Genomic DNA, 23,530 nt, shown 5'->3' on the forward strand with positions numbered 1-23,530 from the left:
GAGGTGCCCGAGCAGCGCCCCGACGAGACCGGTCCGGTGGGGGAGCGCCGGGTGCGCCGCCCGGCGGTGCCCCCGGCCCGGCCCCGCCCCACTCCGCCGCCGGTGCGGCACGAGACCACAGAGATCGACCTGTCCGCCGGGTTCCCGCCGGTCCGGCACGAGACCTCGCAGATCGACCTGTCCGGCGGCCTCCCCGGCGGGTTGCCCATCCCGCCGCGGCGCCAGCGGCAGGGTCGCCGGCTCGGCATCGACGTCGGCACGGTCCGGGTGGGGGTGGCGATCTCCGACCCGAGCGGCACGCTGGCCACCCCGCTGGAGACGGTGCAGCGGGCACGGAACGAGTCCGACCTCGACCGGATCGCCGACCTCGTGGTGGAACACGAGGTGACAGAGGTGATCGTGGGGGAGCCGAGGCACCTCTCGGGTGCGTCGGGCGCGTCGGCGAAGGAGGCGCGTGCCTACTCTCGGGCACTCGCCGGGCGCATCGGCAGCGTGCCCGTGCACCTCGTCGACGAAAGGCTCTCCACCGTGACCGCAGCCAGTTCCCTCCGGGCGAACGGTCTGGACAGCCGTCAGCAGCGCTCGGTGATCGACCAGGCGGCCGCCGTGGTCATCCTCCAGGCCTATCTGGACGCCCAGCGGGAGCGGTCGTGAGCGATCCGGCCCCGTCCGCGCGGCGGGGCCGGCACGCGTCGCCCGAGGACCGCACCACCGGCCCGCTGCCGGGCAACGGCAGCGCCCGCCCCGTCCCGCCGCGCTGGACCGACGGCCAGGAGCGCGCGGCCCACCCGTCGGCCCCGCTGCCCGACCTCCCCCCGCGGCCGCCCGGTGCCTGGTCCCGGATGCAGCGCCGCACCGACGTCGGTCGTGACGACGACGCGACCGTGGCCCAGCCGCTCACCGCCGGGCCCCGCCTCCACCCGGACGACGACCACGGCACCGCCCACCCCGACCCGCACGGCTGGGACGACGAGCACGAGTCCACCGGCGGCCTGGAGGTCCTGGGGGCCTCCGGCGCCGACGACCACCGCCGGTCCCGCCGCGGCCACGGCGACGACGGTCACGACGGCGAGGGCGGCGGGGGCCGCCGGTCCGGCCGCCGGCGCAGCCCGCTGGCCGTCGTCCTCTCCCTCGTCGTCCTCGTCGGACTGGTGGCCGGCATCGTCTTCGGCGGCAAGGCGCTCATCGACCTGGTCAACCCGCCGAGCCAGGACTTCGCCGGCCAGGGCTCGGGCAGCGTCGAGGTCCGCATCGCGGTGGGCGACACCCTCAGCGACATCGCGCGCAGCCTCGTCGACGCCGGCGTCATCGCCTCGGTGGGCCCGTTCGTCGACGCCGCGGAGACCGAGCCGGCGGCGCGCGGCATCCAGCCCGGCGTCTACGCGATGCGGTCGGAGATGAGCGGCCAGGCCGCCCTCGATCTGCTGCTCGACCCGGCCACACGGCTCTTCTCGCGGGTCACCGTCCCCGAGGGCTTCACGGTGCAGCAGATCCTGCAGCGGCTGTCGGAGGGCACCCAGACCCCGGTCGAGGAGCTGCAGGCCGCCGCGGGCGACCACGCCGCGCTCGGCCTGCCCGCCTACGCCAACGGCCAGCTCGAGGGCTTCCTCTTCCCGGCCACGTACGACTTCCAGCCCGACGACACCCCGTCCGACATGCTCCGCGCGATGGTCGGCCGGTTCACCGAGACCGCCGCCACCATCCAGCTCGAGCAGCGGGCCGCGGCGGCCGGGCGGTCGGTCTTCGACATCGTCACCGTCGCCTCGATGATCCAGTCGGAGACCCGGCTGGACGAGGAGCGGGTGGATGTCGCGCAGGTCGTCTACAACCGGCTGGGCCAGGGCATCCCGCTCGGCATCGACGCCACCCTCGCCTACGGCCTGGGCAAGAACGGCAACGACCTCACCGTCACCGACCTGCAGACCGACAGCCCGTACAACACGCGCACCCGGGCCGCGCTGCCGCCCACGCCGATCAGCTCGCCCGGCGAGGCCAGCCTGGAGGCGGCGCTCTCGCCGTCGGCCGGGAACCTCCTGTACTACGTGCTGGAGTCCGAGGACGGGAAGCACTTCTTCACCGCCGACTACGCGGAGTTCATGGCGGCGCGCGAGCGGTGTGCCGCCGCCGGCCTCGGCTGCGGTGGCTGACCGGAGGACTCCGGGCACGGCCGTCGGCACCCGGCGGGCGGCCGTGCTCGGCCGCCCGGTGGGGCACTCGCTGTCCCCGTTGCTGCACCGGGCCGCCTACGCCGCGCTCGGCCTGACCGAGTGGACCTACGACGCCCTGGACATCGGCGCCGAGGACCTCCCGACCCTGCTCGCGGGGCTCAGCGAGGAGTGGCGCGGCTTCTCGGTCACCATGCCGTGCAAGCAGGCGGCGGCCGACGTCGCCGACGTCGTCGAGCCGCTGCCGCGGCTGCTGCACGCGGCCAACACGCTGGTGCGCACGGACGCCGGCTGGCGGGCGGAGAACACCGACGTCACCGGGATCGGCATGGCACTGCAGCTGGCCGGCGTCGAGCAGGTCGAGCGGGCCGCGATCCTCGGCGCCGGGGGCACGGCGGCGGCCGCGGCCGTCGCGCTGGCCTCCCTGGGCGCCGAGCACGTCGACGTCGTCGTCCGGGAACCGATCCGCGCCGGGGACCTGCTGCGGGTGCTCGACACCCTCACCGTGCCGACGACGGTCGTGTCGCTGGAGCAGGCGGTCGTCGACGCGTCGGTCGTGGTCAGCACCGTCCCCGTCGGAGGGCAGCCGGTCGTGGCCGCGCTGCCCTGGCGGGCCGGACAGACCGTCCTCGACGTGCTCTACGACCCGTGGCCGACCCCGCTGGCGACGGCGGTCGCCGACGCGGGCGGCGCGGTGGTCGGCGGGCTCGAGGTGCTCTTCTGGCAGGCCACGGTCCAGGTCGAGCTGATGACCGGGCAGCCGGCGCCGATCGCGGAGATGCGCGCGGCGCTGGACGCCCGCTGACCGCCGCCGGCGTGGCGGACCTGCCGCCGGCCGCGGTCGCCGCCTCCGTCCTCGCGGCGCTCGCGCTGGGCCCCTGGCTGGCCCGGCTGACCGTGCGCCTGGCGACGCGGGACGACGCGGCGACGGCGAGCCCGCTCCGGACCGCGGTCACCGGCGCCGTGCTCGCCGCCGCCCTGGCCGGCGTGCTGCAGCTCGCCGGGCTGCGGCCCGCCACGCTCGGGTTGCTCTGGGCCGCCGCGGCCGGGGTGGTGCTGGCCGGGGTGGACCTCGCCGTCCACCGGCTGCCCGACCGGGTCACCTACCCCACGGCGGGCGTCGTCGCCGCGGCCCTGCTGCTCGACGCCGCCGTCCTGGGGACCTGGACCGCCCTGCTCCGGGCCGGACTGGCCGCCGCGGCCGCGTTCGGGCTGGCCGCACTGGTCGCCCTGGTCTCCCCGCGGGGCCTCGGCTTCGGGGACGTCAAGCTCCTGGGCCTGCTCGGCCTGGTGCTCGGCTGGGTCGGGTGGGGCGCGCTGCTGGCCGGGGTCTTCCTCGGCCTGCTCACCGGGGCACTGGTCTCGCTGGCCCTGCTGGCCACCGGCCGGGCCGGCTGGCGCAGCGCCCTCCCGTTCGGGCCACCGCTGCTCGTCGGCGCCGTGCTGGCCCTGGCGCTCGCCGGCACGTGGTGACGGGAACGGCCACCCTCCCGGGCCCCGCCCGAGCCTGCGGGGGAAGGGGGGAAGGGGGGTCCTCCTACAATCCGGGTCATGTTGCGCTGGCTGACCGCCGGTGAGTCGCACGGCCAGCAGCTCACCGCCATCCTCGAGGGCCTGCCCGCCGGCGTGCGGGTGCAGACCTCCGACCTCGACGTCGACCTCGCCCGGCGCCGGCTCGGCCACGGCCGCGGCGCCCGGATGTCCTTCGAGGAGGACGTCGTCACGCTGACCGGCGGGGTCCGGCACGGCGTCACCCAGGGCGGGCCGATCGCCGTCCAGATCGGCAACACCGAGTGGCCCAAGTGGACGACGGTCATGTCGGCGGACCCGGTCGACCCCGAGGTGCTCGCCGGGCAGGCGCGCAACGCGCCGCTGACCCGCCCCCGGCCCGGCCACGCCGACCTCGCCGGCATGCAGAAGTACGGCTTCGACGACGCCCGTCCGGTGCTCGAGCGGGCCAGCGCCCGCGAGACCGCGGCCCGCGTCGCGCTGGGCGCCGTCGCCCGCGCCTTCCTGCGCCAGGCGCTCGGGGCCGAGGTGGTCAGCCACGTCGTGGCGATCGGCCCGGTCGTCACGCCCGAGGGCATCGTCCCCGGCCCGGAGGACAACCCCCGGATCGACGAGGACCCGGTGCGCTGCGCGGACCCGGCGACCAGCGAGCTGATGGTCGCCGAGGTCGACGACGCCCGGAAGAACGGCGACACCCTCGGCGGCGTCATCGAGGTCGTCGTCCACGGCCTCCCGCCGGGCCTGGGCAGCCACGTGCACTGGGACCGCCGGCTGGACTCCCGGCTGGCCGGCGCGCTCATGGGCGTGCAGTCGGTCAAGGCGGTGGAGGTCGGCGACGGCCTGGAGACCGCCCGCCGCCGCGGCTCGGTCGCCCACGACGAGATCGTGCTCGCCGACGGCCGCGTCCAGCGGCTCACCGACCGCGCCGGCGGCATCGAGGGCGGCATGACCAACGGCGAGGTGCTGCGGGTCCGCGCGGCGATGAAGCCGATCTCCACCGTGCCGCGCGCGCTGGCCACCGTCGACACGTCGACGCTCGAGCCGGCGGTCGCGATCAACCAGCGCAGCGACGCCTGCGCGGTGCCCCGCGGCGCGGTGGTCATGGAGGCGATGGTCGCCCTGGTCCTGGCCGACGCGGCGCTGGAGAAGTTCGGCGGCGACTCGGTGCCCGAGACCCGGCGCAACGTGCAGGCCTACCTCGACGCCCTCCCCATCCGATGACGTCCGCGAACCCCGTCGGCCCCCGCGTGGTCCTCGTCGGGCCGCCGTCGGCGGGCAAGACGACCGTCGGCACCGCCATCGCCGAACTGCTCGGCGTCCCGTTCCGCGACACCGACGCCGACATCGAGGACGTCACCGGTCAGTCCGTCGCCGACCTGTTCGTCGACCGGGGCGAGCCGTTCTTCCGCGCCCTGGAGGAGCAGGCGGTGGCACGCGCCCTGGCCACGCACGCCGGCGTCCTCGCCCTCGGGGGGGGCGCGGTGCTCAGCGCGGCCACGCGGGAGCTGCTGCTCGGCTACCGCCGGGCCGGCGGCACCGTGGTCTGGCTGGACGTGGACCTGGCCTCCGCCGCCCGGCGGGTGGGCCTGGGCCGCGAGCGCCCGGTGCTCGGCATGAACCCGCGGGCCACGCTGCGCAACCTGCTCCTCGCGCGGGCTCCGCTGTACGCCGAGGTCGCCACCGTCACCGTGCCCACCGGCAACCGGGAGCCCGGCGACGTGATCGCCGACGTGGCCACCGCCCTCCGCGCGGCGACGCCGTGAGCGGACAGGGGCGCGAGCCTCGCAGCGAGGAACGAGCGAGGAGCGGAGCGGCCCGCGGGAGCGAACCGATGATGAGGCGACGGGTGAACGTCGCGGGCGACAAGCCCTACGAGGTCGTCATCGGCCCCGCCGCGCAGGTGGAGCTGGGCCTGGTGCTGGCCGGGACGGCCCGCGCCGCCGTCGTGCACGCGCCGCCGCTGGCCGCGCGCGCGGGCGCCGCAGTCGAGATCCTGCAGTCCGCGGGCGTCGCCGCCGAGGCGGTCGTCGTCCCCGACGGGGAGGCGGCCAAGACCGCCGAGGTCGCCGCGGCGGCCTGGGAGGAGTTCGGCCGGCTGGGGCTCACCCGGACCGACGCCGTCGTCGGCGTGGGCGGCGGTGCGGTCACCGACCTCGCCGGCTTCCTCGCCGCCACCTGGGTGCGCGGCGTGCGGGTGGTGCAGGTGCCGACCAGCCTGCTGGGCATGGTGGACGCCGCGGTCGGCGGCAAGACCGGGATCAACACCGGTGCCGGGAAGAACCTCGTGGGCGCGTTCCACCCGCCGGCCGCGGTGCTCGCTGACACCGACGTCCTCGCCGGGCTGCCGGAGGCGGAGTTCCGCGCCGGGCTGGCCGAGGTGGTCAAGTGCGGCTTCATCGCCGACGGCGCGATCCTCGACCTGCTCCACGCCGACCCCACCGGCCGCCGGGACACCGCCGAGCTCATCGAGCGCGCGGTGCAGGTCAAGGCCGACGCGGTGGGTACGGACCTCTTCGACACCGGCGTGCGCGAGTTCCTCAACTACGGGCACACCCTCGCCCACGCGATCGAACGCGTGGAGGACTTCGGCTGGCGGCACGGCGAGGCGGTCGCCGTCGGGTTGGTGTTCGCCGCCGAGCTGGCCGGCCAGGCGGGGCTGCTGACCCGCGCGGAGGTCAACGGGCACCGGCGGCTGATCGACGCGATGGGGCTGCCGACCCGCTACGCCGGCGACTGGCCGCGGCTGCAGTCGGTGATGCGGGTGGACAAGAAGGCCCGCGGCGCCTCGCTGCGGTTCGTCGTCCTCGACGGGCTCGGCCGGCCGCGCATCCTCACCGACCCCGACCAGGCCTGGCTCGACGCGGCGTGGGCCGCAGTATCGGAGGAAGCGTGACGATCCAGGTGCTCAACGGTGCCAACCTCGGCCGGCTGGGGCTGCGGGAGCCGGAGAAGTACGGGACGACGACGTACGCCCAGCTCGTCGAGCTGATCGAGTCCGCCGGCGCCCAGCTCGGTCTGCAGGTGCAGGTCCGGCAGACCGACGACGAGGGCCAGCTGCTGCGCTGGGTGTACGAGGCGACCGACGCCGGCTCCCCGATCGTCATCAACCCCGGCGGGTGGTCGCACACCTCGGTGGTCCTCCACGACGCGCTGGCCGCGACGAGTGCGCCGGTGCTGGAGGTGCACGTCACCAACATCCACAAGCGCGAGGAGTTCCGGCACTTCTCCTACGTCTCCCGCGTCGCCCAGGGCGTGATCGCGGGGCTGGGTGTGGACGGGTACGTGCTGGCCCTGCGCTGGCTGGCGGCCCGGGACCACCGGTGAGGCGACAGCGAGTGAGCATCGCAGCGAGCTCTGCGAGCGAGGAGCGGAGCGAGCGCGGAGCCGAACGGGGGGCGCGGTGAGGCGACAGCGAGTGAGCATCGCAGCGAGCTCTGCGAGCGAGGAGCGGAGCGAGCGCGGAGCCGAACGGGGGGCGCGGTGAGGCGACAGCGAGTGAGCATCGCAGCGAGCTCTGCGAGCGAGGAGCGGAGCGAGCGCGGAGCCGAACGGGGGGCGTGGTGAGGCGACAGCGAGCCCGACGGGAGGCGCGGTGAGCCGGGCCGCCGAGCGGCGCGAGCGGCTGCGGGCGACCGCGGCCGAACGCGGGCTGGACGCCGTCCTGGTCACCAACCTGCTCAACGTCCGATACCTCACCGGCTTCACCGGGTCCAACGGCGCGCTGCTGCTGCGCACCGACGGACCGGACGTCTTCGGCACCGACGGCCGCTACACCACCCAGGCCGGCACCCAGGTGCCCGACGTCGAGCTGCTCGTCGACCGGAACACCGCGGCCGCGCTCGCCCGCGAGGCGGTGCGCTCTCATCCAGGGGGCCCGCCCGCCCGCCGGATCGGGTACGAGAGCCACGACGTCACCGTCGACGGGCTGCGCGGCCTGGAGTCGGTCCTCGCCGACGCAGCGGCCGGCGGCACCGTGCCCGAGCTGGTGTCGGTCCGCCGCGCGGTGGAGGGACTGCGGGCGATCAAGGACTCCGACGAGGTGGACGCGCTGCGCCGGGCGTGCGCGGTGGCCGACGCGGCACTTGCCGAGCTGGCCGCGGAGGGGGCGCTCCGGCCGGGACGGACCGAGCTGCAGGTGGGCCGGGAGCTCGACGCCCGGATGCTCGCCATGGGCGCCGAGGCGCCGTCCTTCGAGACGATCGTGGCCGCGGGCGCGAACTCCGCGATCCCGCACCACCGGCCGGACACGACCGTCCTGCGCGAGGGCGACCTCCTCAAGCTGGACTTCGGGGCGACGGTCGACGGCTACCACTCCGACATGACCCGCACCGTCGTCCTCGGCGGGCCGGGCGGGGTCGTGGCGGCCTGGCAGCGGGAGGTCTACGAGCTGGTCGCGGCCGCGCAGGCCGCCGGCCGGGCCGCCCTCGCCGTCGGCGCGGACGTGGTCGCGGTCGACTCCGCGGCGCGTGAGGTCATCGCCGCCGCCGGCCACGGCGAGCACTTCACCCACGGCCTCGGGCACGGCGTGGGGCTGGAGATCCACGAGGCGCCGGGCATCGGGCAGCTCGGCGCGGGTACGCTGGCCGCCGGCATGGCCGTCACCGTGGAGCCGGGGGTGTACCTCCCCGGCCACGGCGGAGTCCGGATCGAGGACACCCTGATCGTCACGGACGACGAGCCCGAGTTGTTGACCCTCACGAGCAAGGAACTACTGGTCCTCTGATGGCTACCACCAACGACCTCAAGAACGGCCTGGTCCTCAACCTCGACGGCCAGCTCTGGACCGTCACCGAGTTCCAGCACGTGAAGCCGGGCAAGGGCGGCGCCTTCGTCCGCACCACGCTGAAGAACGTGCTGTCGGGCAAGGTGGTCGACAAGACGTTCAACGCCGGCACCAAGGTCGAGACCGCCAACGTGGACAAGCGGTCGATGACGTACCTGTACAAGGACGGCACCGACTACGTCTTCATGGACGGCGACACCTACGAGCAGATCCACGTGCCGGCCGAGACCGTCGGCGGCGGGGCGGACTACCTGCTGGAGAACACCGAGGTCGTCGTCGCGGTCCATGACGGCAACCCGCTCTACGTCGAGCTCCCGGTGACCATGGAACTGGTCGTCCAGCACACCGACCCGGGCCTGCAGGGCGACCGCTCCACCGGCGGCACCAAGCCCGCCACCCTGGAGACCGGCGCCCAGATCGCGGTGCCGCTGTTCGTCAACACCGGCGACAAGCTCAAGGTCGACACCCGCGACGGCCGGTACCTCGGCCGCGCCAACTGACGCACCGGCTCCCCGTGGCTGCCCGTTCCAAGGCGCGCAAGCGCGCCGTCGACGTCCTCTACGAGGCCGACGTCCGCAGCGCCGACCCGCTGGTGCTGCTGCGCGAGCGGGTGGCCGACGCCAGCCCGCCGATCCCGGACCACGCCGTCCGGCTGGTCGAGGGCGCCGTCGAGCACGGGCCGCGCATCGACGAGCTGATCGAGCGGCACGCGACCGGCTGGTCGCTGGAGCGGCTGCCCGACGTCGACCGCGCGATCCTGCGGATGGCGGTCTTCGAGCTGCTGTGGGCCGACGACGTGCCCGACGCCGTGGTCATCGACGAGGCGGTCGAGCTGGCCAAGGCGCTGTCCACGGACGACTCGCCGGCCTACGTCAACGGCGTCCTCGGCGCGATCCTCGACGCGGAGCTGCCCACCAGCTGACGCGTCAGCCCGGTCGGCCGGCTCCGGGGCCGGCGGCCACCAGCATCGCGGTGAGCCGGGCGGCCGACCGCTGCCGGTGCACCCGGCGCAGCGCCGCCCGCCGGCGGGCGGCGAGCACGAGCTCACCGTCGAGGACGACGGGGACCGGGTCGGGCAGGCTCATCAGGGGCTCCTCGGGGATCGGCGGCGACACGGGCGACGCTAGGGAGCCCCTCTGACACTTTCCTGTGCCGGACGTGCGAAGGGCCCCCGACCGCCGTGCGGTCAGGGGCCCTCGACGTCTCCGGGTCAGCGCGGGGTGCGGCGGCGCTCCCAGTTGGGGTTGACCTCGTCCTCGTCCTCGTCGCCGCCGAAGCCCACGACGCTCTCCATGCCGGGGGAGAGCACGCCCCACTCGATGAGCCGGGAGGTCAGCTCGTCGGGGCTCATGTCGTAGATGATCGCCAGCGACTTGAGGTCCTCGGCGCGGATCGAGAGGACCTTGCCGTTGTAGTCGTGCCGCTGCGCCTGGATCGTCGAGGCGTAGCGGGCCAGCGGGCCGGCCTCGTCGGCGGGCAGCGAGCCCAGGGACTCCAGGTTCAGCACGATCTTCGTCGTCGACGTGACCGCCGAGCTCGGCCGCGGGTCGGGCAGCAGCTCGGAGACCGGGACGCCGTAGAAGACCGCCAGCTCGGACAGCCGCTGCACGGTGACCGCGCGGTCGCCGCGCTCGTAGGAGCCGACGACGACGGCCTTCCACCGGCCGTGTGACTTGTCCTCCACACCCTGGAGGGAGAGACCCTGCTGGTTCCGGATGGCCCGGAGCCGGGCACCGAGGGCCCGTGAGTAGTCGGTGCTCATCGCTTCCTGCTCACTGTCCGTCGTCGAAGTCGAGTTGTCGTCACGGAGCGTACTGGTCGAGCGGAGAGTGCGACACCAGAAGACTCCTGTCGGGTGACGGGATCCGATCTCCGCCTCTCCGGGGCGCGGTGCGGGTCACACCGGAGGGTGCAGTACCGTCGGTTCCGGTCCAACCACTCCTTTAACGACCCGTCCAGTGAGGCGGGGAAGGAGGCCTGATGGCCGACTCGTCCGCGGCTGCCCTCGGCAGCCCCGCACCGCTCCTCACCGCCCCCGACGTCGCCCGCGTGGTCGACCGGATGGCCCACCAGCTGATCGAGAAGGCGGGCAACGGCCTCGCCGACCTCGTGCTGGTCGGCATCCCGACCCGCGGCGCCCCACTGGCCCGCCGGCTCGCCGCCCGCATCGAGGCCTTCTCCGGCACCCGTGTCGACGTGGGCACCGTCGACATCACCCTCTACCGCGACGACCTGCGGCTGCGCGGCGTCCGGGCGCTGGAGGTCACCGTCCTGCCCGAGGGCGGCATCGACGGCCGGCTGGTCGTCCTCGTCGACGACGTCCTCTACTCCGGCCGGTCGGTCCGCGCGGCGCTCGACGCGCTCCGCGACCTCGGCCGGCCGCGCGCGGTGCAGCTCGCGGTGCTGGTCGACCGCGGCCACAGGGAGCTGCCGATCCGCGCCGACTACGTCGGCAAGAACGTGCCGACCTCCCGCGCGCAGCAGGTCCGCGTGCACCTGGACGAGATCGACGGCACCGACGAGGTGCTGGTCACGGAGGGGGAGAAGGCGTGAAGCGACACCTGCTGGACGCGGCCGACCTCGACCGCGCCGACGCGACGCTGGTGCTCGACACCGCGGCGCAGATCGACGCCGCGCTCGCCGGCCGCGAGGTCAAGAAGCTGCCGACGCTGCGCGGCCGCACGGTCGTCAACCTCTTCTACGAGGACTCCACCCGCACCCGCATCTCGTTCGAGCTGGCGGCCAAGCGGCTCTCCGCCGACGTCATCAACTTCTCCGCCAAGGGCAGCAGCGTCTCCAAGGGCGAGAGCCTCAAGGACACCGCGCTGACGCTCGAGGCGATGGGCAGCGACGCGATCGTCGTCCGGCACGGCGCCTCCGGGGCACCGCACCGGCTGGCGAACTGGGTCCGCGGCAGCGTCGTCAACGCCGGCGACGGCACGCACGAGCACCCCACCCAGGCGCTGCTGGACTCCTACACGATCCGGCGCCGGCTGGGCCGGGTCGAGGGCGTGCGGGTCGCGATCGTCGGCGACGTCCTGCACAGCCGGGTGGCCCGCTCCAACGTGCGGCTGCTGCACACCCTCGGCGCCGAGGTCACCCTGGTCGCCCCGCCCACGCTGCTGCCGGTGGGGGTGGGCAGCTGGCCGGCGGAGGTCTCCTACGACCTGGACGCCGTGCTGCCCAAGGCCGACGTGGTGATGATGCTGCGGGTCCAGGCCGAGCGCATGAACGCCTCGTTCTTCCCCAGCGCGCGGGAGTACAGCCGCCGCTACGGCCTGGACACCCGGCGGGTGGGCGCCCTGGCCGACGACGCGATCGTCATGCACCCGGGCCCCATGAACCGCGGCATGGAGATCGCCGCCGAGGTGGCCGACTCCGTCCGTTCCACGATCGTCGAGCAGGTCGGCAACGGCGTCTCCGTGCGCATGGCCGTCCTGTACCTGCTGCTGGGAGGCGCCCCCTCATGACGTTGCTCATCACGGGGGCCCGCCCCTACGGCGAGGACGCCGCCGACATCCTGGTGGCGGACGGCCGGATCGCCGCCATCGGGGAGAGCCTCTCCGCGCCCGGTGCCGAGGTGGTCGAGGCCGGCGGGCTGATCGCCCTCCCCGGCCTCGTCGACCTGCACACCCACCTGCGCGAACCCGGCCGGGAGGACGCCGAGACGGTCGAGACCGGCAGCCGCGCGGCGGCCCTCGGCGGCTACACCGCGGTGCACGCCATGGCCAACACCGACCCGGTGGCCGACACCGCCGGCGTCGTCGAGCAGGTCTGGCGGCTGGGCCAGGCGGCCGGGCTGGTCGACGTCGTCCCCGTGGGCGCGGTGACCGTGGGCCTGGCCGGCGAGCGGCTGGCCGAGCTCGGCGCGATGGCCGACTCCGCCGCCCGCGTCCGCGTGTTCTCCGACGACGGCCACTGCGTCGCCGACCCGGCGCTGATGCGCCGGGCGCTGGAGTACGTGAAGGCCCTCGACGGCGTCGTCGCCCAGCACGCGGAGGAGCCGCGGCTGACCGCCGGCGCGCAGATGCACGAGGGCGACCGCTCCGCCCGGCTGGGCCTGGCCGGCTGGCCGGCCGCCGCGGAGGAGGCGATCATCGCCCGCGACGTGCTGCTGGCCGGGCACGTCGGCGCGCGGCTGCACGTCTGCCACGTCTCGACGGCGGGCTCGGTGGAGCTGCTGCGCTGGGCGAAGTCCCGCGGCGTCCAGGTGACCGCCGAGGTGACCCCGCACCACCTGCTGCTCACCGACGCGTGCGCCGAGAGCTACGACCCGGTCTTCAAGGTCAACCCGCCGCTGCGCACGGACGCCGACGTCGAGGCCCTGCGCGCCGGACTGGCCGACGGCACGATCGACGCCGTCGCCACCGACCACGCGCCGCACGCGGTGGAGGACAAGGAGACCGAGTGGGCCAGCGCCCGGCCGGGGATGCTGGGCCTGGAGCAGGCGCTGGCCGTGGTCGTGCAGACCATGGTCGAGACCGGCCTGCTCGACTGGCGGGGCGTCGCCGACCGCATGTCGGCGCGGCCCGCGGCGATCGGCCGGCTGGACGGGCACGGCCGTCCCCTGACCCCCGGGGAGCCGGCCAACCTGGTGCTGCTCGACCCGGCCGCGCGGTCGGTGGTCGACCCCGCGGCGCTGGCCAGCCGCAGCCGCAACAGCCCCTACGCCGGCCGGGAGCTCCCCGGCCGGGTGGTCGCGACGTTCCTGCGGGGGACGCCGACCGTTCTGGACGGGAAGGCAGTTCGTTGAGAGAAGCAGTACTCGTCCTCGAGGACGGGAGGACGTTCCGGGGCGAGGCCTACGGCGCGGTCGGGACGACGGTCGGCGAGGCGGTGTTCTCCACCGGGATGACCGGCTACCAGGAGACCCTCACCGACCCCAGCTACCACCGCCAGGTCGTCGTCATGACCGCCCCGCACATCGGCAACACCGGCGTGAACGGCGAGGACGACGAGAGCCGCCGCATGTGGGTGGCCGGCTTCGTCGTCCGCGACCCCGCCCGCCGGCCGGCCAACTGGCGGGCCACCGGCAGCCTGGACGACGAGCTGGTCGCCCAGGGCGTGGTCGGCATCAGCGGCGTCGACACCCGGGCGCTCACCCGGCACCTGCGCGAGCGCGGCGCCATGCGGGCCGGCATCAGCAGCGACGGGCTGTCGGCCGACGACCTGCTGGTCCGGGTGCTCGCGTCGGAGAGCATGACCGGCGCGGACCTCGCCCCCGCGGTCACCGCCAACGACCCCTACGTCGTCCCGGCGGTGGGGGAGAAGCGGTTCACCATCGCCGCGCTGGACCTCGGCATCAAGACCGCGACGCCGCGGCACCTGGCCGAGCTCGGCGTCGAGACGCACGTGCTGCCCGCCACCGCGACCGCCGCGGACCTGCTCGCCGCCGGGCCCGACGGCGTCTTCCTCTCCAACGGCCCCGGCGACCCGGCCGCCGCCGACTACGCGGTCGAGGCGGTGCGGGGCGTGCTCGACGCCGGCCGCCCGCTGTTCGGCATCTGCTTCGGCAACCAGATCCTGGGCCGGGCGCTCGGCCTGGGCACCTACAAGCTGCGCTTCGGCCACCGCGGGCTCAACCAGCCGGTGCTCGACCGGGTCAGCGGCACGGTGCGGGTGACCAGCCACAACCACGGCTTCGCCGTCGACGCCCCGCTGGACCGGCCCACCGACACCCCTTACGGGCGGGTCGAGGTGAGCCACGTGGGCCTCAACGACGACGTCGTCGAGGGGCTGCGCTGCCTCGACGCCCCGGCGTTCAGCGTCCAGTTCCACCCCGAGGCAGCCGCCGGCCCGCACGACGCCGCGCCGCTGTTCCAGCGCTTCGTCGACCTCATGGAGCGCACCCGGGACACCGGGGACGCCGTCAGCCCGCCTCCCGTCGTGGAGCACAGCACCGCGGAGAAGAACGCCTGATGCCCAAGCGCACCGACATCCACCACGTGATGGTGATCGGCTCCGGGCCGATCCTCATCGGCCAGGCCGCCGAGTTCGACTACTCCGGCACCCAGGCCTGCCGGGTGCTCCGGGCCGAGGGGCTGCGGGTCAGCCTGGTCAACAGCAACCCGGCGACGATCATGACCGACCCGGAGATCGCCGACGCCACCTACGTCGAGCCGCTGACCCCGGAGTTCGTCGAGAAGGTCATCGCCAAGGAGCGGCCCGACGCGCTGCTGGCCACCCTCGGCGGCCAGACCGCGCTCAACATCGCGATCGGGCTCTACGAGAACGGCGTCCTCGAGCGGTACGGCGTGCGGCTCATCGGCGCCGACGTCGACGCGATCAACCGCGGCGAGGACCGGCAGATGTTCAAGGACATCGTCCGGTCGATCGGCGCCGACGCCCCGCGCTCCACCGTCTGCGCCAGCGTCGAGGAGGCCCTCGCCACGGCCGCGGAGGTCGGCTACCCGGTCGTCATCCGGCCCAGCTTCACCATGGGCGGGCTCGGCTCCGGCATCGCCACCGACGAGCCGATGCTGCGCCGGATGGCCGGGCACGGGCTCGCCGACTCCCCGGTGCACACCGTGCTCATCGAGGAGTCGGTGCTCGGCTGGAAGGAGTTCGAGCTCGAGCTGATGCGCGACCGCAGCGACAACGTGGTGGTCATCTGCTCCATCGAGAACATCGACGCGATGGGCGTGCACACCGGCGACTCGGTGACCGTCGCCCCGGCGATGACCCTCACCGACCGCGAGTACCAGCAGATGCGCGACGTCGGGATCGCCGTGCTGCGCGCGGTCGGCGTCGACACCGGCGGCTGCAACATCCAGTTCGCCGTCCACCCGCAGACCGGCCGGCTGGTCGTCATCGAGATGAACCCTCGGGTGTCGCGGTCGTCCGCGCTGGCGTCCAAGGCCACCGGCTTCCCGATCGCCAAGATCGCCGCGAAGCTGGCCATCGGCTACACGCTGGACGAGATCACCAACGACATCACCGGCGTCACGCCGGCCAGTTTCGAGCCGGCGCTGGACTACGTCGTGGTGAAGATCCCGCGGTTCGCGTTCGAGAAGTTCCCCGGCGCCGACCCGCGGCTGACCACGACGATGAAGAGCGTCGGCGAGGTCATGGCCCTGGGCCGCAACTTCCCCGAGGCGCTGGGCAAGGCCATGCGGTCCACGGAGACCTCCGTGGCCGGGTTCTGGACCGGGGTGGAGGACGCCAACGCCGACCCCGCCGAGCTGCTCGAGCGGCTGCGCACCCCGGTCGACGGGCGGCTCTACCTGGCCGAGCAGGCGCTCTCCGCCGGCGCCACGGTCGAGCAGGTGGCCGAGGCCAGCGGCTTCGACCCGTGGTTCGTCGACCAGATCGCCCTGGTCACCGAGATCGGCACCGAGGTGCACGACGCGCCGTCGCTCACCCCGGACCTGCTCCGCCGCGCCAAGCGGTACGGGCTCTCCGACCGGCAGGTGGCCGCGCTGCGGCCGGAGCTGGCCGGGGAGGACGGCGTCCGGAGGCTCCGGTGGCGCCTGGGCATCCGGCCGGTCTTCAAGACCGTCGACACCTGCGCGGCGGAGTTCGCCGCCCGCACGCCGTACCACTACTCCTCCTACGACGAGGAGACGGAGGTCGAGCCGCGGGAGAAGCCGGCGGTGCTCATCCTCGGCTCCGGCCCCAACCGGATCGGGCAGGGCATCGAGTTCGACTACTCGTGCGTGCACGCGCTCGCGGCGCTGCAGGACGCCGGCTACGAGGCGGTGATGGTCAACTGCAACCCGGAGACCGTCTCCACCGACTACGACACCGCCGACCGGCTGTACTTCGAGCCGCTGACCTTCGAGGACGTCCTGGAGGTGGTGGAGGCCGAGCGCGCCGCCGGCCCCGTCGCCGGGGTGATCTGCACGCTCGGCGGGCAGACGCCGCTGGGTCTGGCGCAGCGGCTCAAGGACGCCGGCGTGCCGGTGCTGGGCACCTCGCCGGAGTCCATCGACGCCGCCGAGGACCGCGGCGCCTTCTCCCGGGTGCTGCACGACACCGGGCTGCTGGCACCCAAGCACGGCACCGCGACCACCTTCGCCGAGGCGCGGGAGATCGCGGCGGTCATCGGCTACCCGGTGCTGGTCCGCCCCTCGTACGTGCTGGGCGGGCGCGGCATGGAGATCGTCTACGACGACGCCACGCTGGAGGCCTACATCGCCAAGGCCACCGACGTCAGCCCCGAGCACCCGGTGCTGGTCGACCGGTTCCTCGAGGACGCCGTCGAGGTGGACGTCGACGCGCTCTACGACGGCAACGAGCTCTACCTCGGCGGCGTCATGGAGCACATCGAGGAGGCCGGCATCCACTCCGGCGACTCCGCCTGCGCGCTGCCGCCGATCACCCTCGGCTCGGCCGACCTGGTGCGCATCCGCGCCGCGACGGAGAAGCTCGCGGCCCGGGTCGGCGTCCGCGGGCTGATCAACGTCCAGTACGCGGTCAAGGACGACATCCTCTACGTGCTGGAGGCCAACCCGCGGGCCAGCCGCACCGTGCCGTTCGTCTCCAAGGCCACCGCCGTCCAGCTGGCCAAGGCCGCCGCGCGCATCGCGGTCGGGGAGACCATCCCCGAGCTGCGCGCCGCCGGCGTGCTGCCGGCCACCGGCGACGGCGCGGACCTGCCCGCGGACATGCCGATCGCGGTCAAGGAGGCGGTGCTGCCCTTCCACCGGTTCCGCACGGTCGAGGGGCACAACGTCGACACCGTGCTCGGCCCGGAGATGAAGTCCACCGGCGAGGTCATGGGCCTCGACACCGGCTTCGGGACGGCGTTCGCGAAGTCCCAGGCCGCCGCGTACGGCTCGCTGCCCACCGAGGGGACGGTGTTCGTCTCGCTGGCCAACCGCGACAAGCGCTCGGCGATCTTCCCGGTCAAGCGGCTGGCCGACCTCGGCTTCCACGTGCTGGCCACCTCCGGCACCGCGCAGGTGCTGCGCCGCAACGGCGTCTCCTGCGACGTGGTCGGCAAGTTCAGCGAGGGGCCGGGCAACGTCGTCGAGCGGATCCTCGCCGGCGACGTCGACATCGTCGTCAACACCCCGTTCGGCGCGCCCGGCAACAGCGGGCCGCGGCTGGACGGCTACGAGATCCGCACCGCCGCCGTCGCCGCCGGCATCCCGTGCATCACCACGGTGCAGGGGCTGGCCGCCGCGGTGCAGGGCGTCGAGGCGCTGCGCCGCGACGACATCGGGGTGCGCAGCCTCCAGGAGGTCCACGCCGCCCTCGCCGCCGGGACGAACCCGTGACCGCCGCCTCAGGGGCGGGGACGGCCGTCCCTGCCCCGCTGCTCACCGAGCCGGCGCCGCGGGCCGCGCACCCGCCGGTGCAGCGCGTCGTGGAGGTGACCGGACGCCGCCCGGTCGGCGCCTACGTGGAGCTGACGCTGACCGCCCCGGAGATCGCCGGGCGCGCCGAACCGGGTCAGTTCGTCGCCTTCGCCGTCGGCGGGCCGACCTCGGCGCACCTGCTGCGCCGCTCCATCGCGATCGCCGGTGCGGCCGACGGCCGGGTCACCGTGGTGGTCGCGCCGCACGGGCCCGGGTCGACCTGGCTGGCCGGGCTGCGGACGGGGGACACCGTCGACGTCGTCGGCCCGCTGGGCCGGCCCTTCCCGGCCGCTCCGCCCGGGGCGCGGGCGCTGCTGGTCGGCGGCGGGTACGGCGCCGCGGCGCTGGTCGGGCTGGCCGAGCTGCTGCGCGACCAGGGACACCCGGTCGACGCGGTCACCGGGGCCGCCTCGGCGGAGCGGCTGTGCTCCGTCGACGAGCTGGCCGCCGTGGCCGGCACGGTCGCGGTGACCACGGACGACGGCAGCGCCGGCCGGCGCGGCCGGGTGACCGACGCGGTGGCCGAGCTGCTCGGGGACGCCGGCGTGGTCTACGCCTGCGGGCCGATGCCGATGCTGCGCGCGGTCGCGGACGCGGCCACCGCGGCCGGCGTGCCGTCCTACGTGGCGGTCGAGGAGTCGATGGCCTGCGGGATCGGGGTCTGCATGACCTGCGTGCTGCCGGTGGTCGGGGCCGACGGGCGGACCCGGTTCTCCCGGTCGTGCACCGAGGGCCCGGTGTTCGGCGGCGACCGGGTGCGCTTCGCCGACCTGGGCGCCCTGCCGTGGGACGTCGTGGGCGCCGACGCGATGGGAGTGGTGGCACCGTGACCGCGACGTTGAAGGGCCAGAGCGGCCACGTCGGCCCCTCCGAGACGGCCGTCGACATGTCGACGGCGCTGGGGACGGCGCCGATCCCGAGCCCGGTGCTGACCGCGTCGGGCTGCTCGGCGTTCGGGGAGGAGCTCGAGCCGTTCGTCGACCTGGCCGCGATCGGCGCGGTGGTCACCAAGTCGGTGCAGCTGCGGCCCCGGTCCGGCCGGCCGACGCCGCGCATGGCGGAGACGCCGAGCGGGATGCTCAACTCCATCGGCCTGCAGGGTCCGGGCATCGACGGGCTGCTGGCCGACGAGCTGCCGTGGCTGGCCGCGCGCGGCGCCCGGGCGTTCGTCTCCATCGCGGGCACCCGGGTCGAGGACTTCGCCGAGCTGGCCGCGCGCCTGCGCGGGGCGCCCGGCGTGCTGGGTCTCGAGGTCAACATCAGCTGCCCGAACGTGGAGAGCCGCGGCGAGGTCTTCGCCTGCGACCCGGTCGCCGCCGCCGACGTCGTCGCTGCCGTCCGGGCGGCCGCGGACCCGGCGCACCCGGTCTACGCGAAGCTCAGCCCCGACGTCACCGACATCGTGGGGGTGGCCCGCTCGGTGGTCGCCGCCGGCGCCGACGGGCTGTCGATGATCAACACCCTGCTCGGGCTGGTCATCGACCCGGACACCATGCGCCCGGTGCTCGGCGGGATCACCGGCGGGCTCTCCGGCCCGGCGATCCGCCCCGTGGCGCTGCGCTGCGTGTGGCAGGTGCACCAGGCGCTCCCCGAGGTCCCGATCCTGGGGATGGGCGGCATCCGCACCGGTCTGGACGCGCTGCAGTTCGTCCTCGCCGGCGCGTCGGCGGTCAGCGTGGGGACGGCGGTGTTCGCCGACCCCTCGGCGGTGGGCCGCGTGCACGACGAGCTGGCCGCGGCACTGGCCGCGCGCGGCTTCGCGAGCCTGCGCGACGCCGTCGGGTACGCGCACCGATGAGACAACCGTTCGGCGAGCGGCTGGCCGACGCCGTCGCCGCCCGCGGCCCGCTGTGCGTGGGCATCGACCCGCACGCGCCGCTGCTGGAGCGCTGGGGGCTGTCGGACGACCCCTCGGGCCTGGCTCGGTTCACCGACGCGGTCGTCGACGGGCTGGCCGGCAGCGTCGCCGTCCTCAAGCCGCAGCTGGCCTTCTACGAGCGGCACGGCTCCCGGGGCCTGGCCGTCCTGGAGGACGCCGTCGCGCGGGCGCGGGCCGCCGGTGCCCTCGTCCTGCTGGACGCCAAGCGCGGCGACATCGGCTCGACGATGGACGCCTACGCCGACTACCTGCGCCCCGACCACCCGCTGACCGTGGACGCCATGACGGTCAGCCCGTACCTCGGCCCCGGCTCGCTGCAGCCCGCGGTCGACACGGCGCGCCGGTTCGGCGGCGGGCTGTTCGTGCTGGCCCGCACCTCCAACCCCGACGCGGGCACGCTCCAGCACGCCCTGGTGGGGGAGCGGTCGGTCGCGCAGGTCGTCGTCGACACCGTGCGCGGCTGGAACACCCCGGGCTGGGTCGTCGGCGACCCGCTGCCCGACGTCGCCGCCGTCCGCGACCTGAGCAGCCGGTTCGGCGCGCACACCGGCTCGTTCGGGGTGGTCGTCGGCGCCACCCTGCGCGAGATCGACGTCGACCTCGCCGGGCTCGGCGGTCCGGTGCTGGCTCCCGGTCTCGGCGCCCAGGGTGGATCGGTGGCCGACCTGCGCCGGCTGTTCGGCGGCGACGCGGCCGTCGTCCCCACCGTGTCCCGCGACGTGCTGTCCGCCGGCCCCGACCCCGCCGCACTCCGGGCCGCGGCCGACCGGTGGGCCACCGAGCTGGCCGGGTGAGGCGCGAGGCGTCGGGACGGCGGCGGTGGTCACCCGACCGAGCGCCCCGACGGCCTCGTCACCAGCGGTTTCCGGCTCCGCTCGGCGTGTCGCGACCGGCGTGTCGGACGGAACCGTCCGCTTCCGGAACCGACCGTAGGGCCCGCGACGGTCGTCGCTGACCTGCGGGGATGACAGACCGTGAGCACGGTGTTGAACGCACCGTGGCCGGCGAGTCACCCTCCGCGTGAAACGAACCGGAAAGACGGGCGTGACCTGCGCTTTTCCGGGAACTAGGTTGGCCGACAGGCTCAGCAGTGAGCTCTGTCCCCGACACAGCACCGGAGCCCCCGCCGGTCGAACCGCGAGCCGGCGACGACACGATTGGGTCGCACCATGCCCCTCCCTGATCTGACCCCCGAACAGCGCGCCGCTGCACTCGAGAAGGCCGCCGCCGCCCGCAAGTCCCGTGCCGAGCTGCGCGAGCGGCTCAAGAGCAAGGGCGCCACCGTGGGCGACGTCCTGCGCCAGGGTGAGAGCGACGAGGTCATCGGCAAGATGCGTGTCTCCGCGGTCCTGGAGTCCCTGCCCGGAGTGGGCAAGGCACGGGCTGCCAAGATCATGGAGCGGCTCGAGATCTCCCCGACCCGCCGGGTGCGCGGACTGGGTGCCAACCAGCGCAAGGCCCTCGAAGCGGAGTTCGGCGGCGACCAGGTCTCCGCCGACCACGTCGCCGCGGAGGGCTGACCCGCACGACGAGGCGCCCGGAGGTCGAGGACGACGACGAGTGGGACGTGCTGCCGAGCAAGGCACACCGGCGCGGCTGACCGTGCTCTCGGGACCCTCCGGGGTCGGCAAGGGCACGGTCGTGGCCGAGGTCCGGCGCCGGTACCCGGAGGTCTGGCTGTCCGTGTCGGCGACCACCCGGCCGCCCCGCGCCGGTGAGCTCGACGGAGTGCACTACCACTTCGTCGACGACGCGGAGTTCGACCGGCTGATCGCCGAGGACGGGCTCCTCGAGTGGGCCGAGTACGCGGGCAACCGCTACGGCACGCCGGCCGCCCCGGTGCGCGAGCGCCTGGCCACCGGGGCACCGGCGCTGCTGGAGATCGAGCTCCAGGGGGCCCGGCAGGTCCGCGCCCGCGACGCCGGTGCCCAGCTGGTCTTCCTCGCCCCGCCGTCCTGGGCCGAACTGGTCAGCCGGCTGGCCGGCCGGGGCTCCGAGCCCCCCGCCGTGCAGGAGCGCCGGCTGGCCATCGCGCAGGCCGAGCTGGACGCCGCGGGGGAGTTCGACGTGGTGGTGGTCAACGACGACGTCACCCGGGCCGCCGACGAGTTGGTAGGCTTGCTGACTGCGCCGTCGTCCGGCCGCCCTGAGCGGGGCAGCGGCGCCCACGAGTAGCGGGCCCGCGGCCAGCGCCGCCCGCCACTCCCGTCGAACGATCTGAGGAGCACGCCCGCCCGTGTCCGGAGTCGCACCCGCCCCCGAGGGCATCACCAACCCGCCGATCGACGAGCTGCTCGAGCGCACCAGCAGCAAGTACGGCCTGGTGATCTTCGCCGCCAAGCGCGCGCGGCAGATCAACGCCTACTACAGCCAGCTCTCCGAGGGCCTGCTGGAGTACGTCGGCCCGCTGGTCGACACCGCCCCGCAGGAGAAGCCGCTCTCGATCGCGCTGCGCGAGATCAACGAGGGCCTGCTCACCCACACCGCCGGCGAGAACTGAGGCCCCGTCCCGATCCCGCCCTGAGCTTGCGAAGGGTGGGGAGGACGGGGTCCTCACCGGCGCCTCCGGTTCGTTCCGGGGGCGCCGTCGTGTCTGGTGGAGGATGACCCGCATGGCGAGGATCGTGCTCGGTGTCAGCGGGGGAGTGGCCGCCTACAAGGCCGCCCTCCTCCTCCGGGAGTTCACCGAGGCCGGCCACGACGTGCGGGTCGTGCCGACGCCGGCCGCGCTGCGCTTCGTCGGGGCGGCCACGTTCGAGGCGCTGTCGGGCCACCCGGTCACCGCCGACGTCTGGAGCGACGTCGACGAGGTGGCCCACGTGCGCATCGGGCAGACCGCCGACCTCGTCGTCGTCGCCCCGGCCACCGCCGACCTGCTGGCCCGCGCCGCCGCCGGCCGGGCCGACGACCTGCTCGCCGCGACCCTGCTCACCGCGCACTGCCCGGTGGTCTTCGTCCCGGCCATGCACACCGAGATGTGGCTGCACCCGGCCACCCAGGACAACGTGGCCACCCTCCGCCGTCGCGGCGCGATCGTGCTGCCCCCGGCCGTGGGCCGGCTGACCGGCCCCGACTCCGGGCCGGGGCGCCTGCCGGAGCCGGCCGACATCGCCGCCCTGGCCGCCGTGGTGCTCACCGACGGCGCCGCCGCGCTCGCCCCCGACCTGGCCGGACGGCGCGTGGTCATCAGCGCCGGCGGCACCCGGGAGCCCCTGGACCCCGTCCGGTACCTGGGCAACCGCTCGTCGGGCCGGCAGGGGTGGGCCCTGGCCCGCGTGGCCGTCGCCCGCGGCGCCGAGGTCGTGCTCGTCGCGGCCAACGTCGACCTGCCCGCGCCGTTCGGGGTCCGCGTCGTCCCCGTCGGTACGGCGGAGGAGCTGCGCAGCGCCGTGCTGGCCGAGGCGGCGGACGCCGACGTCGTCGTCATGTCCGCGGCGGTCGCCGACTTCCGGCCGTCGACGGTCGCCGCGACCAAGCTGAAGAAGGGCAGCGCCGCCGAGCCCAGCGCGGTGCCGCTGGCACGCAACCCCGACGTGCTGGCCGAGCTGGTCACCAAGCGCCCGGCCGGGCAGCTCGTCATCGGCTTCGCCGCCGAGACGGGGGACGACGCCGGCGACGTGCTCACCCACGCCCGCGCCAAGCTCGCCCGCAAGGGCTGCGACCTGCTGGTGGTCAACGACGTCTCGGGCGGGCGGGTGTTCGGCCGGCCGGACAACGCCGCGGTGGTGCTCGCCGCCGACGGCACCGACACCGAGCTGCGCGAGGGCACCAAGGACGCCGTGGCGGCGGGCATCTGGAGCGCCGTGGCGCCGCGGCTGTCCTGAACCGGCCATCGTCCGTGCGCCCGGTGGTCGGCCTCCGCCGGTAACCTCCAACCCGACGCCCCTGCCGC

At 74.8% G+C, this 23,530-nt stretch carries 25 protein-coding genes; 23 read left to right on the plus strand and 2 right to left on the minus strand.

Features of this window, described 5'->3' with window-relative positions; translation table 11 throughout:
- Window positions 1-3 precede the first annotated feature (3 nt).
- The 11 genes from ruvX (at window position 4) to nusB (ending at window position 9,379) form a co-directional block, all read left to right on the plus strand.
- Entirely contained in the window at window positions 4-654 is a 651-nt protein-coding gene (ruvX, locus tag MY526_RS15540; protein ID WP_436694640.1) for a Holliday junction resolvase RuvX, read from the plus strand.
- Window positions 651-2,147 (plus strand): endolytic transglycosylase MltG, encoded by a 1,497-nt coding sequence (mltG, locus tag MY526_RS15545; protein WP_436704389.1) that lies wholly within the window; start codon window positions 651-653, stop codon window positions 2,145-2,147. Before ruvX ends, mltG begins: the two co-directional genes overlap by 4 nt.
- Window positions 2,140-2,970: a shikimate dehydrogenase gene (locus tag MY526_RS15550; RefSeq protein ID WP_436704391.1), complete on the plus strand. Its 831-nt coding sequence runs from the start codon at window positions 2,140-2,142 to the stop codon at window positions 2,968-2,970. The genes mltG and MY526_RS15550 overlap by 8 nt, the downstream gene beginning before the upstream one ends.
- Before the next feature lie 11 nt (window positions 2,971-2,981).
- A complete protein-coding gene (locus tag MY526_RS15555) occupies window positions 2,982-3,638 on the plus strand; it encodes a prepilin peptidase (RefSeq protein WP_436704393.1) in 657 nt (218 codons plus the stop codon).
- Between the two features lie 78 nt (window positions 3,639-3,716).
- On the plus strand, window positions 3,717-4,895 hold the full coding sequence (gene aroC, locus MY526_RS15560) for a chorismate synthase (RefSeq protein ID WP_436704395.1): 1,179 nt from the start codon (window positions 3,717-3,719) through the stop codon (window positions 4,893-4,895).
- The gene (locus MY526_RS15565) at window positions 4,892-5,437 is read left to right on the plus strand and encodes a shikimate kinase (protein ID WP_436694635.1); all 546 of its coding nucleotides are present in this window, start codon (window positions 4,892-4,894) and stop codon (window positions 5,435-5,437) included. Before aroC ends, MY526_RS15565 begins: the two co-directional genes overlap by 4 nt.
- 83 nt (window positions 5,438-5,520) lie before the next feature.
- Entirely contained in the window at window positions 5,521-6,567 is a 1,047-nt protein-coding gene (gene aroB / locus MY526_RS15570; RefSeq protein ID WP_436694634.1) for a 3-dehydroquinate synthase, read from the plus strand.
- Window positions 6,564-6,998: a type II 3-dehydroquinate dehydratase gene (gene aroQ, locus MY526_RS15575; protein WP_436694633.1), complete on the plus strand. Its 435-nt coding sequence runs from the start codon at window positions 6,564-6,566 to the stop codon at window positions 6,996-6,998. The genes aroB and aroQ overlap by 4 nt, the downstream gene beginning before the upstream one ends.
- A gap of 268 nt (window positions 6,999-7,266) precedes the next feature.
- Entirely contained in the window at window positions 7,267-8,397 is a 1,131-nt protein-coding gene (locus MY526_RS15580) for a M24 family metallopeptidase (protein WP_436704397.1), read from the plus strand.
- Window positions 8,397-8,957, plus strand: a complete 561-nt coding sequence (gene efp, locus MY526_RS15585; protein WP_436694631.1) for an elongation factor P — start codon at window positions 8,397-8,399, stop codon at window positions 8,955-8,957. Before MY526_RS15580 ends, efp begins: the two co-directional genes overlap by 1 nt.
- Before the next feature lie 14 nt (window positions 8,958-8,971).
- Window positions 8,972-9,379: a transcription antitermination factor NusB gene (gene nusB / locus MY526_RS15590; protein WP_436694630.1), complete on the plus strand. Its 408-nt coding sequence runs from the start codon at window positions 8,972-8,974 to the stop codon at window positions 9,377-9,379.
- 4 nt (window positions 9,380-9,383) lie between these two features.
- On the opposite strand, the gene MY526_RS15595 is transcribed toward nusB, so the two are convergent.
- Both MY526_RS15595 and bldD read right to left on the minus strand, forming a co-directional pair.
- On the minus strand, window positions 9,384-9,542 hold the full coding sequence (locus MY526_RS15595) for a hypothetical protein (RefSeq protein ID WP_436694629.1): 159 nt from the start codon (window positions 9,540-9,542) through the stop codon (window positions 9,384-9,386).
- Between the two features lie 125 nt (window positions 9,543-9,667).
- Window positions 9,668-10,219 (minus strand): transcriptional regulator BldD, encoded by a 552-nt coding sequence (gene bldD, locus MY526_RS15600; protein ID WP_091217936.1) that lies wholly within the window; start codon window positions 10,217-10,219, stop codon window positions 9,668-9,670.
- A 218-nt stretch (window positions 10,220-10,437) separates the two neighbouring features.
- On the opposite strand from bldD, the gene pyrR reads away from it, so the two are divergent.
- The 12 genes from pyrR (at window position 10,438) to coaBC (ending at window position 23,462) form a co-directional block, all read left to right on the plus strand.
- Window positions 10,438-11,010 carry a bifunctional pyr operon transcriptional regulator/uracil phosphoribosyltransferase PyrR gene (gene pyrR, locus MY526_RS15605; RefSeq protein ID WP_436694628.1) on the plus strand — a complete coding sequence of 191 codons (573 nt, stop codon included), beginning with the start codon at window positions 10,438-10,440 and terminating at the stop codon, window positions 11,008-11,010.
- Window positions 11,007-11,927, plus strand: a complete 921-nt coding sequence (locus MY526_RS15610; protein ID WP_436694627.1) for an aspartate carbamoyltransferase catalytic subunit — start codon at window positions 11,007-11,009, stop codon at window positions 11,925-11,927. The genes pyrR and MY526_RS15610 overlap by 4 nt, the downstream gene beginning before the upstream one ends.
- Window positions 11,924-13,210, plus strand: a complete 1,287-nt coding sequence (locus tag MY526_RS15615) for a dihydroorotase (protein WP_436694626.1) — start codon at window positions 11,924-11,926, stop codon at window positions 13,208-13,210. Before MY526_RS15610 ends, MY526_RS15615 begins: the two co-directional genes overlap by 4 nt.
- A complete protein-coding gene (gene carA / locus MY526_RS15620) occupies window positions 13,207-14,376 on the plus strand; it encodes a glutamine-hydrolyzing carbamoyl-phosphate synthase small subunit (protein ID WP_436694625.1) in 1,170 nt (389 codons plus the stop codon). The genes MY526_RS15615 and carA overlap by 4 nt, the downstream gene beginning before the upstream one ends.
- Window positions 14,376-17,678 (plus strand): carbamoyl-phosphate synthase large subunit, encoded by a 3,303-nt coding sequence (carB, locus tag MY526_RS15625; protein ID WP_436704399.1) that lies wholly within the window; start codon window positions 14,376-14,378, stop codon window positions 17,676-17,678. Before carA ends, carB begins: the two co-directional genes overlap by 1 nt.
- Entirely contained in the window at window positions 17,675-18,589 is a 915-nt protein-coding gene (locus tag MY526_RS15630) for a dihydroorotate dehydrogenase electron transfer subunit (RefSeq protein WP_436704401.1), read from the plus strand. The genes carB and MY526_RS15630 overlap by 4 nt, the downstream gene beginning before the upstream one ends.
- The gene (locus MY526_RS15635) at window positions 18,586-19,557 is read left to right on the plus strand and encodes a dihydroorotate dehydrogenase (RefSeq protein WP_436704403.1); all 972 of its coding nucleotides are present in this window, start codon (window positions 18,586-18,588) and stop codon (window positions 19,555-19,557) included. Before MY526_RS15630 ends, MY526_RS15635 begins: the two co-directional genes overlap by 4 nt.
- Window positions 19,554-20,432, plus strand: coding sequence for an orotidine-5'-phosphate decarboxylase (gene pyrF, locus MY526_RS15640; protein ID WP_436694621.1), 879 nt, complete (start codon window positions 19,554-19,556; stop codon window positions 20,430-20,432). The genes MY526_RS15635 and pyrF overlap by 4 nt, the downstream gene beginning before the upstream one ends.
- A 375-nt stretch (window positions 20,433-20,807) precedes the next feature.
- A complete protein-coding gene (mihF, locus tag MY526_RS15645) occupies window positions 20,808-21,158 on the plus strand; it encodes an integration host factor, actinobacterial type (RefSeq protein ID WP_436694620.1) in 351 nt (116 codons plus the stop codon).
- Window positions 21,159-21,198: 40 nt separating this feature from the next.
- A complete protein-coding gene (gene gmk / locus MY526_RS15650; protein ID WP_436694619.1) occupies window positions 21,199-21,813 on the plus strand; it encodes a guanylate kinase in 615 nt (204 codons plus the stop codon).
- Between the two features lie 61 nt (window positions 21,814-21,874).
- Entirely contained in the window at window positions 21,875-22,138 is a 264-nt protein-coding gene (rpoZ, locus tag MY526_RS15655) for a DNA-directed RNA polymerase subunit omega (RefSeq protein WP_012949163.1), read from the plus strand.
- Window positions 22,139-22,250: 112 nt separating this feature from the next.
- Entirely contained in the window at window positions 22,251-23,462 is a 1,212-nt protein-coding gene (coaBC, locus tag MY526_RS15660; RefSeq protein ID WP_436704405.1) for a bifunctional phosphopantothenoylcysteine decarboxylase/phosphopantothenate--cysteine ligase CoaBC, read from the plus strand.
- Window positions 23,463-23,530 lie beyond the last annotated feature (68 nt).

It is taken from the genome of Geodermatophilus sp. CPCC 205761 (genome assembly GCF_051383655.1).
Lineage (GTDB): Bacteria > Actinomycetota > Actinomycetes > Mycobacteriales > Geodermatophilaceae > Geodermatophilus.